The organism is Pseudomonas sp. MYb327, assembly GCF_040438925.1.
Lineage (GTDB): Bacteria > Pseudomonadota > Gammaproteobacteria > Pseudomonadales > Pseudomonadaceae > Aquipseudomonas.
This window is the reverse complement of sequence record NZ_CP159258.1, coordinates 4,614,376-4,627,187: the sequence shown is the minus strand read 5'-3', so window position 1 is coordinate 4,627,187 and position 12,812 is coordinate 4,614,376. Positions and strand designations below refer to the sequence as shown.

Here is a 12,812-nt window from a genome sequence, read left to right as displayed (position 1 = left end):
GGGATATCAAGTGTCGGCCGTTCTCTCACTGTTACAAAGCCGTCTCTTGCGGCCAGTGTTCGTTACTCTCGGTATCGCCCTATTGGTGCAGGTACTGGTAGCTGTTGCCCTGACCCGGAGCACAGTGACTGCGCTGGAAGCAGACCTGGGTGTGCGCCTGGGCGCGGACAGCCAAAAACTCTCTGGCGAACTCGAGCAGGCGGGGCGTGAAGTCACATCGAGTCTCGACAGCCTCTCCGCCAGCACGCGTCAGCGTCTTACGGCCGGTTTGTCCTCGCGACTGGAGGAAGAGCAGGCGCAGTTGCGCGCCACGCTGGAAAAAGACCTGAAGGACTCCGCCAATGACATGGCACAGCTGCTGGCATCGGTCGCACCCCGCGCGATGTGGGACAGCGACGTTCCGACCCTCTCTGAATTCGCCCGTCGGGCGCAGCGCAATCCCAACGTCTTGTTCGTGGTTTACGACGACGCAACGGGCCAGCACCTGACGCGCTATCTCAACCGGGAAAACCCGATCAACAAGGCTCTGCTGGAAAAAGGCCAGGGCGAGCGGGCGCTGGACAAAGTTCTGGATGCGGCGAAGAACGATCCGTCGGTCTACTATCTCGAAGCCTCGATCAACCCCAATGGCGTGGAAATCGGCAAGGTCTTGATGGGCGTCTCGACGGCTTCGGTCGAAACAGACCTGGCGGCCCTCGACAAGCGCTTCTCGGCCCTGATTGCCAGCAGTGATCAACTGGTGGGCGACAGCCTCAAAGGTGCAGCGGCGGACAGTGCGGCGGCGATGCGTGCGCGACTATCCTCTGCTCAATCCACTGCCTCTGAAATGAAAGCCAACACCACCAGCACTGTGCAGGAAGCCGCGGCAACTTTGCGCTGGCGCATCGGCATGGGTCTGGCGCTGGTAGGTGCGGGTGTTCTGCTGTTGCTCGCCGTGGTGCTGGGGCGTCGCGTGGTCAATCGCCTGAAAATGCTGATTTGCGCCATGGATGATCTGGCCGCCGGCGACGGTGATCTGACCAAGCGCGTGCAGATCAACAGCAAGGACGAAATCGGCGACATGGCTTCGGCGGTCAATCGGTTTGTGGATAAGTTGCAGCCGATCGTGCGGGAGGCCGGTGATGTGGCTCAGCGTACTGGCGTGGAAATCGGCGCCATGACCCTGCGCAATGCCGGCGCCGATGCGGCGGCGGGCATGCAGCGCGATGAAGTGGCCGAGAGCCTGCGTGCGTTGTCGCAAATGGCCGATGAGGCCCAATCGGAAAGCCACGCCATGCAAGCGGCATTGAAGCAAGTGGTGGATATCCGTCAGGCCACGGACGAAAACACCCGGACCTCGGCGAAAGTCGGCAGTTTGATTGAGGCGTTGGCCGGTCAGGTCGATACCGGGGCGCAAGTCATCGAACGACTGGCGCAGCAAAGTGAGCAAATTGAAGTGGTGCTGACGGTGATCCACGGGATCGCCGAGCAAACCAACCTGCTGGCGCTGAACGCGGCAATCGAAGCCGCGCGTGCCGGGGAAACCGGGCGCGGGTTTGCGGTGGTGGCTGACGAGGTGCGGGCGCTGGCGAGCAAGACCCAGAGCTCCACGGGCGATATTCAGGCGCATATCGTCGCGCTGCAACAGGGCGCACGCGAAGCGGTAGCCGCGATCGGGCAGGCCGGGCGCCAGGCCAGCGAAGGTTTGCTGGTGTTGCGTGATAGTGCGCGGTTGCAGCAATCGGTGCAGGCATCGGTTGAGCAGGTGCATGCGGCGATCGGTCTGGCGACCCAGGCGGCGGCGCATCAGGCGCAAGGTGCGCAGGCGGTGCGTGGACGCGTCGAGACCATTCATGCACAGGCCGAGAAAGCGGCTCAGGCAGTGGTAGAAACCACGGCTAGCGGCAAAGTGCTGGATGGGTTGGCGGCGCAGTTGAAGGCGAGTCTGGGGCAGTTCAGGGCTTAAAAGATCAAAAGGTCGCAGGCTGCGGCAGTTCCTACACGGGAATATGCGTTTCCCTGCAGGAGCTGCCGCAGGCTGCGATCTTTTGCTTTATCAACGGCTCAAATACATCCGGGTCGTTAGCAGGTAGACGGGCAGCCCCGACACCAGAATCAACAACGCCGCATAAGGCGCAGCCGCCGCGAACTCCACATTCGCGGTATGCGCCCACACCTCAGTCGCCAACGTGTTAAGCCCAGTCGGGCTCAGCAGCAAGGTCGCCGTCAGTTCTTTCATCGCATCCAGAAACACCAGTGCAAACGCTGCGCCCAGCGCCGGGAAGATAATCGGCAGGGTAACCCGGCAAAACGCGCTGAACGACGATGCGCCCAGCGTGCGCGCCGCCTCCTCCAGCTGTGGTGCCGCTTTGTTCAGTGCCGTTCGAATCGGTGCCTGAGCCAGCGGTAGAAACAGCAGCGCATACGCTATCAGCAGCAGCGCCGACGTTTGGTACAGCGCAGGCACATAGTGCAAGGCGAAATACACCAGCGTCAGTGCGATGACCAGTCCTGGCAGCGCGTGCAGCAGATACGGCAAGCGTTCAGCCCAGATCGCCAATTGGCCTTTGTATCGCACGACCAACAGTCCCACCGGCACCGCCAGCACAAGGCACAGCGCCGCGCCGCCCAGCGAGAGCGCCAGGGACGAAAGTAGCGCTTCGCCGATGGCTGCCGCCGGGAATGCCGCCGACGAGCCCACGGCTAGCCAGTACGCCAGCATGCCCAGCGGAATGCCGCTACCGATAATCGCCAAGGCCAGGCAGTAAAGTTGCCCGGCGATTGTCCACGATCCTAGACGAACCTGCTCCGCTTGCCTCGCTGCGCCTTGCCCTGTGCGAACGTGTCGGCCCTTGCCGCGAACGCGCAGTTCCAGCCACAACAACATTAAGCAAAGTGCCAGCAACACCGCCGACAGCATCGCTGCGTTGGCGTTGCTGAATTCCAGCTCGAACTGTTGATAGATCGCCGTGGTGAAGGTTTGCAGGCCGATGATCGACAGCGCGCCGAACTCCACCAGCATGTGCAGGGCGATCAGCAGCGAGCCACCAAGCAGCGATGGCCAGAGCAAGGGCAGGGTGACTTTGAAGAACACGCCCCAGCGATTCTGCCCGAGGGTGCGAGCAGACTCTTCCAGAGACGGATCAAGATTGCGCAGGGTCGCGGCCACTGGCAGAAAGATCAGTGGGTATTTGGACAGGCTCATCACCAGAATCGCCCCGCCCAAACCTTCGAACTGGGCGCTCAGCGAAACCCAGGTGAAGCTACTGACGAATGCCGGTACGGCGAACGGCAAGCACAGGATCACGCCCCATAACCGCCGTCCCGGCAAATTGCTGCGTTCCAGCAGCCATGCCAGCGACAGGCCAATCACACCGCACGCCAGCGTAACGCCGACCATCAGCGCAAGGGTGTTTCGCAGCAGCCCAAACACATAAGGCCGCCACAGCAGATGCAGCGCCTCGGCCCAACCCGCTTGCCAGGCCTTCAGCCCAACGTAAGCCAGCGGCAGCAGGCTGAGTACGACCAGCAGCAGAACCGGCAGCAACAGCCAGATCGACGGCCGCTTGCGTCGCGGAACGTAGCCGCCATGTGCGGTGGAAGCGGATAGCGATGGGCTCATCAGTTCAGACCAACATCACGTTCCAGGTCGAGGGCTTCTTCGGCGTTGCCGAGGTCGACTGGCGTGACGTTTGGCGCTTCCAGTTCGCTGAACGGCTTGAGGCCGCGATCCGATTCCATGCCGTTGTGCAGCGGGTATTCGGCGGTGGTCTGGGTGATCACACGCTGACCCTCTTCGCTGGCCATATAGGCGAGGAATTGCTGGGCTTCTTTTGGATGCTTGCTGGATTTCAGTACGGCTGCACTGGAAACCGTGATCAATCCTCCGACGTCGCCGCCGGTGAAGTAATGCAGTTTCGAATCGAGCTGGCCTTTCTCCCGCTGCAGAGCGAACCAGTAGTAGTTGTTCACCAGGACAGTGGCCACTTCGCCATTTTCCACAGCCTTCAGCGCGACCATGTTGTTGCTGTAGGTCTTGCCAAACGCGCGCAGGCCGGTAAGCCATTCTTCGGCGGCGTCCATGCCGTGAACCTTGATGATGGCTACGGCTTGTTCCTGGAACGCACCGCTGGTGGGCACGAAGCCGACTTTGCCTTGCCATTCCGGATTGGAAAATTCCATTACCGATTTAGGCAGGTCTTTTTCGTCGATCAATTTCGGATTGAAGGCAACGACGCGAACCCGGGCGGTGATGCCAATCCAGGTGCCATTGTCGGCTACGTATTTCTTGGGTAGAACCGCCAGGGTTGCATCGTCGGCCTTGGCCAGAAGGCCTTGTTCGCCGAGTTTGTTCAGGGGGGGTGATTCTTCGGTGTAGATCACGTCGGCGGGGGAGCGATCGCCTTCTTCTACGATCTGGCTGGCGAGCTGGTTACTGCTGCCTTTGCGTACATTGACGTGAATGCCGGTCTTGGCTTCGAAGGCTTTGGCGATGGCGTCGCCGACTTCCTTGTGTTGACCGTTATAGAGGGTCAGGGAAACTGGATCAGCAGCCTGGGTGAGGGGAGTGGCGATTGCCAGGCCGAGCAGGGTGATGGTCAGGCCGCGGCGCAGGGTATTTCGAAACATCATTCGCAGGGTTCCTCACTGTCGCATTGCAAAAACTTGCAACAATGATAAACGATATTGTTTCTCAAATGCGCATTGCGAAGGCGGCGAGTTTTGTCAGGAGCAGATAAGCTCCCTCGCCACAAAAGACTGACTGGTGAAATTCCAGGAGGTCAGAAACGCAAAAACCCGCTTTCGCGGGTTTCTGTGAAATTCAAGGCCTTAACCTTGAATTTGAATTGGTGCCCAGAAGAAGACTCGAACTTCCACGACCTTGCGGTCACCAGCACCTGAAGCTGGCGTGTCTACCAATTTCACCATCTGGGCATTCATCTTCAGCGTTGCCGCTGTTGATGTGGCGCACTATACGGAGAGCGTTTTAATCTGTAAACCCCTGATTTTAAAATTAATAAACCAGTGGTCCAGAATGCAAAAACCCGCTTTCGCGGGTTTTTGTGTGAGCGTTGAAATTGATCTAATCTCAAGCTCGAAATTGGTGCCCAGAAGAAGACTCGAACTTCCACGACCTTGCGGTCACCAGCACCTGAAGCTGGCGTGTCTACCAATTTCACCATCTGGGCAGTATCGCAACGTCTCCGTCGTCGATGGCGCGCACTATACGGAGCGTCTTTTTAACTGTAAACCCCCGGCATCAAAAAAACCTGGAAAATTTCGCCAGCGGTGTACAAAACAGTTTTGATGTGTCGATACAGGACTCTAGATGGGCAGTCTTAGCTTGAAATTTCCCGTTTCATTACGCCTATGCCAAACTAACCCGTATATAGACAAGGTGAAAACTCTCTAATGGCCGATTGGCAGTCCCTCGATCCCGAGGCCGCTCGTGAAGCGGAAAAATACGAAAACCCTATCCCTAGCCGCGAACTGATCCTTCAGCACCTTGCTGATCGAGGTTCGCCTGCTAACCGCGAGCAACTGGTCGAAGAGTTTGGTCTGACCACAGAAGACCAGATCGAAGCCCTGCGCCGCCGCCTGCGCGCCATGGAGCGCGATGCTCAACTCATCTATACCCGTCGCGGCACGTATGCGCCGGTGGACAAGCTCGACCTGATCCTCGGTCGCATCAGTGGTCACCGTGACGGCTTCGGTTTCCTGGTTCCGGACGACGGCAGTGACGATCTGTTCATGAGCCCGGCGCAAATGCGCCTGGTGTTCGACGGTGATCGTGCCCTGGCCCGTGTTTCCGGCCTGGACCGTCGTGGTCGCCGCGAAGGCATGATCGTCGAAGTGGTGTCCCGCGCTCACGAAACCATCGTCGGCCGCTACTTCGAAGAGGGCGGTATCGGTTTCGTGGTTGCCGACAATCCTAAGATCCAGCAAGAAGTGCTGGTGACGCCGGGTCGTAATGCCAACGCGCAGATCGGTCAGTTCGTCGAAGTGAAGATCACCCACTGGCCGACACCACGCTTCCAGCCGCAAGGCGACGTGGTTGAGGTTGTGGGTAACTACATGGCGCCAGGCATGGAAATCGATGTCGCCCTGCGCACCTACGACATTCCTCACGTCTGGCCTGACGCCGTGCTGAAAGAAGCTGGCAAGCTCAAGCCGGAAGTCGAAGAAAAAGACAAAGAGAAGCGCATCGACCTGCGCCATCTGCCGTTCGTCACCATCGACGGCGAAGATGCCCGCGACTTCGATGACGCAGTCTACTGCGAAGCCCGTCCGGGCAAGCTGCGCCTGTTCTCCGGCGGCTGGAAGCTGTACGTGGCAATCGCCGACGTATCCAGCTACGTGAAGCTTGGCTCGGCGCTGGATGCCGAGGCTCAGGTTCGCGGCAACTCGGTGTATTTCCCCGAGCGCGTGATTCCGATGCTGCCGGAGCAGTTGTCCAACGGCCTCTGCTCGCTGAACCCGCAAGTCGATCGTCTGGCCATGGTTTGCGAGATGACCATCTCCAAATCCGGCGAAATGACCGACTACTGCTTCTACGAAGCGGTGATCCACTCCCATGCTCGCCTGACGTACAACAAAGTCAGCGCGATGCTCGAAACGCCGAAAGCCACCGAAGCGCGCAAGCTTCGCGGCGAGTACACCGACGTTGTGCCGCATCTCAAGCAGCTGTATGCGCTGTACAAAGTGCTGCTGGCCGCTCGTCATGTGCGTGGCGCGATCGATTTCGAAACCCAGGAAACCCGGATCATCTTCGGCTCCGAGCGCAAGATCGCCGAAATCCGGCCGACCGTGCGCAACGATGCGCACAAGCTGATCGAGGAATGCATGCTGGCGGCTAACGTGGCCACCGCCGAATTCCTGAAAAAACACGAAATTCCTGCGTTGTACCGTGTTCACGATGGTCCGCCGCCGGAGCGTCTGGAAAAACTGCGCGCCTTCCTCGGCGAACTCGGTTTGTCCCTGCACAAAGGCAAGGACGGCCCGTCGCCGAAGGACTACCAGGCACTGCTGGCCGGCATCAAGGATCGTCCGGATTTCCACCTGATCCAGACCGTCATGCTGCGTTCGTTGAGCCAAGCTGTGTACAGCGCTGATAACCAGGGCCACTTCGGCTTGAATTACGAGGCTTACACCCACTTTACCTCGCCGATCCGCCGCTATCCGGACTTGCTCACGCACCGGGCGATCCGCAGCGTGATCCATTCGAAACAGGACACCCCGCACGTTCGCCGTGCCGGTGCGATGACCATTCCGAAGGCGCGTATCTATCCGTACGACGAAGCGGCCCTGGAGCAACTCGGCGAGCAGTGCTCGATGAGTGAGCGCCGCGCCGACGAAGCGACCCGTGACGTGGTGAACTGGCTCAAGTGTGAGTTCATGAAGGATCGCGTGGGCGAGTCGTTCCCTGGCGTGATTACCGCGGTAACCGGTTTTGGTCTGTTCGTCGAACTGACCGACATCTACGTCGAAGGCCTGGTGCACGTCACCGCGCTGCCGGGTGATTACTACCACTTCGATCCAGTGCATCACCGCCTTGCGGGTGAGCGTACCGGTCGCAGCTTCCGACTTGGCGATACTGTTGAGGTGCGCGTCATGCGCGTCGACCTCGACGAGCGCAAGATCGACTTCGAGATGGCCGAAAAAACCATCAGCGCGCCGATTGGTCGCAAGAAGCGTGGCACCGAAACCGCAGCGCCAGCCGCCAAAACCGCAGCAGAGCCGGCCCCGGCGAAAACTGGTCGTCGCCCTGCCAAGGAAAAGGCTGTCGAAGCCTATCGCCCGAGCGATGCGGCGGCGAAAAACGCCGAAGTGCGCAAAAGCCGTGAAATGAAGAAGGCCTTGTTGGCCGATGCGAAAAGCGGCGGTAAAGCGGCGTCTGGGGGAAAGACCGGACGGTCGGCGCCTGAAAAGGCCCCCGGCGGCAAGCCAGCAAAACCAAGCAAACATCGTAAAGGCCCGCCAAAAGCGGGTTCCGCTCCAGCCGCGAAAAGCGGCGGGGCGCGTAAACCTAAGGCCAAGCCATGAGTCAGTTGGAAAAAATCTACGGCGTGCATGCGGTAGAAGCGTTGCTGCGTCATCACCCGAAACGCGTCAAGCAGATCTGGCTGGCCGAAGGCCGCAATGATCCACGGGTGCAGACCCTGATCGAGCTGGCCAACGAGAATCGGGTCCAGGTCGGCCAGGCCGAGCGCCGTGAAATGGACGCCTGGGTTGAAGGCGTGCACCAGGGTGTGGTCGCGGACGTTAGTCCGAGCCAGGTCTGGGGTGAGGCGATGCTCGACGAGTTGCTCGATCGCACCGAAGGCGCGCCGTTATTGCTGGTGCTCGACGGCGTGACCGATCCGCATAACCTGGGTGCCTGCCTGCGTTCCGCCGATGCGGCGGGTGCGCTGGCGGTGATCGTTCCGAAGGACAAGTCAGCGACCCTGACTCCGGTTGTAAGAAAAATCGCCTGTGGTGCAGCGGAAGTGATTCCGCTGGTTGCCGTCACCAACCTGGCGCGCACCCTGGAAAAGCTCCAGCAGCGCGGCTTGTGGGTGGTCGGTACGGCCGGTGAGGCTGAAGTCAGTCTCTATGATCAGGACCTGACCGGTCCGACCATCCTGATCATGGGCGCCGAAGGCAAGGGCATGCGTCGCCTGACCCGCGAGCATTGCGACTACCTGGTGAACCTGCCGATGGCTGGTAGCGTCAGCAGCCTCAACGTTTCCGTGGCGACAGGCGTCTGCCTGTTCGAAGCCCAGCGTCAGCGCAGCGTCAAAGCCAAGGCTGCCACCAAAAAAGCCTGATTCACGCAAGTCTCTTGTAGGAGCTGACTTGCCAGCGATTGCCGCGCCTCGGTGTGTCTGAAATACCGAGGCGCATGGATCGCCAGCAAGCTGGCTCCTACAGGCATGGGGTAAATGGGGGTTGTTCAAATAATCACCAATTACCTTGCGCCTCCCTCGACCCTTCTCTACAATTGCGCCCCTTGCTGTGATGGCAGGCACGCATGTGTCTAGCGTCCGCAAGTCCATAAGTGTCATTCACTCCTTGTCTGACCGCTTTTGAGCGGCAGGCTACAACCCGTAAGGAGCATTCATGCGTCATTACGAAATCATCTTTTTGGTCCACCCGGATCAAAGCGAGCAAGTCGGCGGCATGGTTGAGCGTTACACCAAGCTGATCGAAGAAGACGGCGGCAAAATCCACCGTCTGGAAGATTGGGGCCGTCGTCAACTGGCCTACGCAATCAACAATGTTCACAAGGCTCACTACGTGATGCTGAACGTTGAGTGCACTGGCAAGGCCCTGGCCGAGCTGGAAGACAACTTCCGCTACAACGATGCAGTGATCCGTAACCTGGTCATCCGTCGCGAAGAAGCCGTTACCGGCCAATCCGAGATGCTCAAGGCTGAAGAAAACCGCAGTGAGCGCCGTGAGCGTCGCGACCGTCCTGAGCACGAAGGCGCTGAAAGCGCTGATAGTGATGACAGCGACAACAGCGATAACGCTGACGAGTAATCCACGGACCTTTTAAGGAGCCTATCAAATGGCACGTTTCTTCCGTCGTCGTAAATTCTGCCGCTTCACCGCTGAAGACGTGAAAGAGATCGATTACAAAGATCTCAACACTCTGAAAGCTTATGTATCCGAGACCGGCAAAATCGTTCCAAGCCGCATCACCGGTACCAAAGCACGTTATCAGCGTCAGCTGGCCACCGCTATCAAGCGCGCCCGCTTCCTGGCCCTGCTGGCCTACACCGACAGCCACGGCCGCTGAGACCGGGCAGTCGACACGTAGCAAAGGATTGAATGTATGCGTGCCTTAGCTGAGTTCATCATGCGGGGCCGTATGCAGGCCACTCTGGTAGTGGCTGGATGCGCGGCATTACCGTTGTTGTATTGGTTGGGTGCTGCCGCTGGATGCCTTGTGCTCCTGCGGCGCGGATTTAAGGACGCCCTGGGCGTTCTTGCTCTGGGACTGCTACCAGCATTGATTTGGTGGCTCTACTCCGACGACCCTCGGGCACTTCTGGTGCTGCTGGGGTCTGCGAGCCTTGCGTTGGTTTTGCGCGCAAGCGAGTCCTGGAACCGCGTGCTGCTGGTCAGCATAGCGATGGGAGTGGTGTTTTCAGTGGTGCTGGGGACGGCTTTTGGTCCTCAGATCGAGATGCTGGCGCAGGCTTTGATAAAAGTCATGCCGTCGCTACTCGGTGAGGTCTACCAGAAGTTGTCGGTAGACGAACAAGCGCGTTTCGCGTCCCTGATTGCACCGATCCTGACCGGCCTGATTGCGGCCTTGTTGCAAATCGTCAGTGTGCTGAGCCTGATTATCGGGCGCTACTGGCAGGCGTTGTTGTACAACCCCGGTGGTTTTGGTCGCGAGTTTCGCGCCGTCCGAATCCCGCTGGGTCCCGCGATGTTGCTGCTGGCGGGCATGGTTGTGACACCGAATTTCGGTGCCCAGATGTCCATGCTTGTGCCGTTGTGCAGCGTACCGCTGGTTTTCGCCGGGCTGGCCCTGATTCACGGGTTGGTGGCGCGAAAGCGACTGGCCAAATTCTGGCTGGTGGGGTTGTACGTCACGCTGTTGCTGTTCATGCAGCTGATCTATCCGTTGCTGGTGGTCCTGGCCATCGTCGACAGCCTGATTGATTTTCGCGGTCGTCTGGCGCCGAAAGACGCCGATAACGCGAACGGTGAAGGTTAAAAGTTAAGAGGATTTTCACATGCAACTGATCCTTCTGGAAAAAGTCACCAACCTGGGCAACCTGGGTGACAAAGTGAACGTTAAGGCTGGTTACGGTCGTAACTACCTGCTGCCTTACGGTAAAGCAACCGCCGCGACCCCAGCCAACCTGGCTGCGTTCGAAGAGCGTCGCGCTGAGCTGGAAAAAGCAGCAGCAGACCGTAAATCGTCGGCTGAAAGCCGCGCTGCCCAACTGGCTGAGCTGGAAGTGACTATCACTGCCACCGCTGGTGACGAAGGCAAGCTGTTCGGTTCGATCGGTACTCACGACATCGCTGACGCACTGACCGCCTCCGGCGTTGAAGTGCAGAAGAGCGAAGTTCGTCTGCCGAACGGCACCATCCGCAACGTAGGTGAATTCGACGTAGCCGTGCACCTGCACGCCGAAGTTGAAGCCACCGTACGCGTTGTCGTGGTAGCAGCTTAAGCAGCACTTGTCGGCTGGCACCCTCGGGTGCTTGCCGGTAACATCGGGCACGATCCTGTTTACAGGTCGTGCCCTTTGTCTTTCTGGTACTCCCGTTTTCAAACCTGACTCCAAGTGGCCATGAACGAAATCTCCGCTCCCGAGCAATACGATCTGCAAGCCGCCGCGCTGAAAGTGCCGCCGCATTCCATCGAGGCCGAACAGGCTGTACTCGGTGGTCTGATGCTGGACAACAACGCCTGGGAACGCGTGCTCGACCAAGTCTCCGACGGCGATTTCTATCGACATGACCACCGCCTGATTTTCCGTGCGATCGCCAAACTGGCCGATCAGAACATGCCGATCGACGTCGTGACCCTGTCCGAGCAATTGGATAAAGAAGGTCAGACCTCGCAAGTCGGCGGCCTCGGTTACCTCGGTGAGCTGGCGAAAAACACGCCGTCGGTTGCCAACATCAAGGCTTATGCGCAGATCGTCCGTCAGCGCGCGACGTTGCGCCAACTGATCGGCATCAGCACCGAGATCGCCGACAGCGCCTTCAACCCGGAAGGTCGCACGGCCGAGGAGATCCTCGACGAAGCCGAGCGCCAGATCTTCGCGATTGCCGAGGCCCGACCGAAAACCGGTGGCCCGGTCGGTGTGAACGATTTGCTGACCAAAGCCATCGATCGTATCGACACGCTGTTCAACACTGACAACGCCATTACCGGCCTGTCCACTGGCTATACCGACCTCGACGAGAAGACCAGCGGCCTGCAGCCGGCTGACTTGATCATCGTCGCCGGTCGTCCGTCGATGGGTAAGACCACCTTCGCGATGAACCTGGTGGAAAACGCCGTACTGCGCAGCGACAAGGCCGTTCTGGTGTATTCCCTCGAGATGCCAGGCGAATCGCTGGTCATGCGTATGCTGTCGTCCCTCGGTCGGATCGACCAGACCAAGGTGCGTTCCGGTCAGCTGGAAGATGACGACTGGCCGCGGCTGACCTCGGCGGTGAACCTGCTCAATGACCGCAAGCTGTTCATCGACGACACCGCCGGTATCAGCCCATCGGAAATGCGTGCGCGTACCCGGCGTCTGGCGCGTGAGCACGGTGAGATCGGCCTGATCATGATCGACTACCTTCAGTTGATGCAGATTCCAGGTTCCGGCGGCGACAACCGAACCAACGAGATTTCGGAAATCTCGCGTTCCTTGAAAGCCTTGGCCAAGGAATTCAACTGCCCGGTGGTGGCGCTGTCCCAGCTCAACCGTTCCCTCGAGCAGCGGCCGAACAAACGGCCGATCAACTCCGACCTCAGGGAATCCGGAGCGATCGAGCAGGACGCCGACGTGATCATGTTCGTCTACCGCGACGAGGTGTATCACCCGGAAACCGAGCACAAGGGCATCGCCGAAATCATCATCGGCAAACAGCGGAACGGGCCGATCGGCTTTATTCGCCTGGCCTTTATCGGTAAGTACACGCGATTCGAGAACCTGGCGCCGGGTAGCTATAACTTCGACGACGACGAGTAAGGTATTTGGCGTCCTGAAAGGCCCCATCGCCGGCACGCCAGTTCCTACACGGGTTGCGTCGTACCTGTAGGAGCAAGCTTGCTCGCGATAGGGGCGACGCAATTTCCGACCACAGCCGTCGGAATTGGTCAAAATTTG

General features: G+C 59.2%; 10 protein-coding genes and 2 tRNA genes. 8 read left to right on the top strand and 4 right to left on the bottom strand.

Translation table 11 applies throughout. The features are described from left to right. Window positions 1–10: 10 nt before the first annotated feature. Complete coding sequence (locus ABVN21_RS20875) at window positions 11–1,945, top strand: methyl-accepting chemotaxis protein (protein WP_339554308.1); 1,935 nt, start codon at window positions 11–13, stop codon at window positions 1,943–1,945. 90 nt (window positions 1,946–2,035) lie between these two features. Here ABVN21_RS20875 and ABVN21_RS20870 read toward each other — a convergent pair whose 3' ends face one another. The 4 genes from ABVN21_RS20870 to ABVN21_RS20855 all read right to left on the bottom strand — a co-directional run bounded on the left by ABVN21_RS20870 (window position 2,036) and on the right by ABVN21_RS20855 (window position 5,168). Then, the gene (locus ABVN21_RS20870; protein ID WP_339554307.1) at window positions 2,036–3,601 is read right to left on the bottom strand and encodes an iron ABC transporter permease; all 1,566 of its coding nucleotides are present in this window, start codon (window positions 3,599–3,601) and stop codon (window positions 2,036–2,038) included. Further along, window positions 3,601–4,611 carry an extracellular solute-binding protein gene (locus ABVN21_RS20865; RefSeq protein ID WP_339554306.1) on the bottom strand — a complete coding sequence of 337 codons (1,011 nt, stop codon included), beginning with the start codon at window positions 4,609–4,611 and terminating at the stop codon, window positions 3,601–3,603. The genes ABVN21_RS20870 and ABVN21_RS20865 overlap by 1 nt, the downstream gene beginning before the upstream one ends. Before the next feature lie 216 nt (window positions 4,612–4,827). Continuing rightward, window positions 4,828–4,914 (bottom strand) — tRNA-Leu (locus ABVN21_RS20860). 167 nt (window positions 4,915–5,081) lie between these two features. After that, window positions 5,082–5,168: transfer RNA gene (locus tag ABVN21_RS20855), tRNA-Leu, on the bottom strand. Between the two features lie 223 nt (window positions 5,169–5,391). On the opposite strand from ABVN21_RS20855, the gene rnr reads away from it, so the two are divergent. The 7 genes from rnr to dnaB all read left to right on the top strand — a co-directional run bounded on the left by rnr (window position 5,392) and on the right by dnaB (window position 12,674). Beyond that, window positions 5,392–8,022: a ribonuclease R gene (rnr, locus tag ABVN21_RS20850; protein WP_339554305.1), complete on the top strand. Its 2,631-nt coding sequence runs from the start codon at window positions 5,392–5,394 to the stop codon at window positions 8,020–8,022. Then, window positions 8,019–8,786: a 23S rRNA (guanosine(2251)-2'-O)-methyltransferase RlmB gene (rlmB, locus tag ABVN21_RS20845; RefSeq protein WP_339554304.1), complete on the top strand. Its 768-nt coding sequence runs from the start codon at window positions 8,019–8,021 to the stop codon at window positions 8,784–8,786. The genes rnr and rlmB overlap by 4 nt, the downstream gene beginning before the upstream one ends. 292 nt (window positions 8,787–9,078) lie before the next feature. Further along, on the top strand, window positions 9,079–9,501 hold the full coding sequence (gene rpsF / locus ABVN21_RS20840) for a 30S ribosomal protein S6 (RefSeq protein WP_003217491.1): 423 nt from the start codon (window positions 9,079–9,081) through the stop codon (window positions 9,499–9,501). Window positions 9,502–9,529: 28 nt separating this feature from the next. After that, window positions 9,530–9,760: a 30S ribosomal protein S18 gene (gene rpsR, locus ABVN21_RS20835; protein ID WP_002551829.1), complete on the top strand. Its 231-nt coding sequence runs from the start codon at window positions 9,530–9,532 to the stop codon at window positions 9,758–9,760. Window positions 9,761–9,796: 36 nt separating this feature from the next. Beyond that, on the top strand, window positions 9,797–10,690 hold the full coding sequence (locus ABVN21_RS20830) for a hypothetical protein (protein WP_339554303.1): 894 nt from the start codon (window positions 9,797–9,799) through the stop codon (window positions 10,688–10,690). A 19-nt stretch (window positions 10,691–10,709) separates the two neighbouring features. Continuing rightward, complete coding sequence (gene rplI, locus ABVN21_RS20825) at window positions 10,710–11,156, top strand: 50S ribosomal protein L9 (RefSeq protein ID WP_034149636.1); 447 nt, start codon at window positions 10,710–10,712, stop codon at window positions 11,154–11,156. Between the two features lie 120 nt (window positions 11,157–11,276). After that, a complete protein-coding gene (gene dnaB / locus ABVN21_RS20820) occupies window positions 11,277–12,674 on the top strand; it encodes a replicative DNA helicase (RefSeq protein ID WP_339554302.1) in 1,398 nt (465 codons plus the stop codon). Window positions 12,675–12,812: the final 138 nt, after the last annotated feature.

What these genes read in the sequence shown, in the direction of transcription:
- ABVN21_RS20870 (WP_339554307.1), bottom strand. Translation starts at nt 3,601, where the DNA reads ATGAGCCCATCGCTATCCGCTTCCACCGCACATGGCGGCTACGTTCCG.
- ABVN21_RS20865 (WP_339554306.1), bottom strand. Translation starts at nt 4,611, where the DNA reads ATGATGTTTCGAAATACCCTGCGCCGCGGCCTGACCATCACCCTGCTC.
- rnr (WP_339554305.1), top strand. Translation starts at nt 5,392, where the DNA reads ATGGCCGATTGGCAGTCCCTCGATCCCGAGGCCGCTCGTGAAGCGGAA.
- rlmB (WP_339554304.1), top strand. Translation starts at nt 8,019, where the DNA reads ATGAGTCAGTTGGAAAAAATCTACGGCGTGCATGCGGTAGAAGCGTTG.
- rpsF (WP_003217491.1), top strand. Translation starts at nt 9,079, where the DNA reads ATGCGTCATTACGAAATCATCTTTTTGGTCCACCCGGATCAAAGCGAG.
- rpsR (WP_002551829.1), top strand. Translation starts at nt 9,530, where the DNA reads ATGGCACGTTTCTTCCGTCGTCGTAAATTCTGCCGCTTCACCGCTGAA.
- ABVN21_RS20830 (WP_339554303.1), top strand. Translation starts at nt 9,797, where the DNA reads ATGCGTGCCTTAGCTGAGTTCATCATGCGGGGCCGTATGCAGGCCACT.
- rplI (WP_034149636.1), top strand. Translation starts at nt 10,710, where the DNA reads ATGCAACTGATCCTTCTGGAAAAAGTCACCAACCTGGGCAACCTGGGT.
- dnaB (WP_339554302.1), top strand. Translation starts at nt 11,277, where the DNA reads ATGAACGAAATCTCCGCTCCCGAGCAATACGATCTGCAAGCCGCCGCG.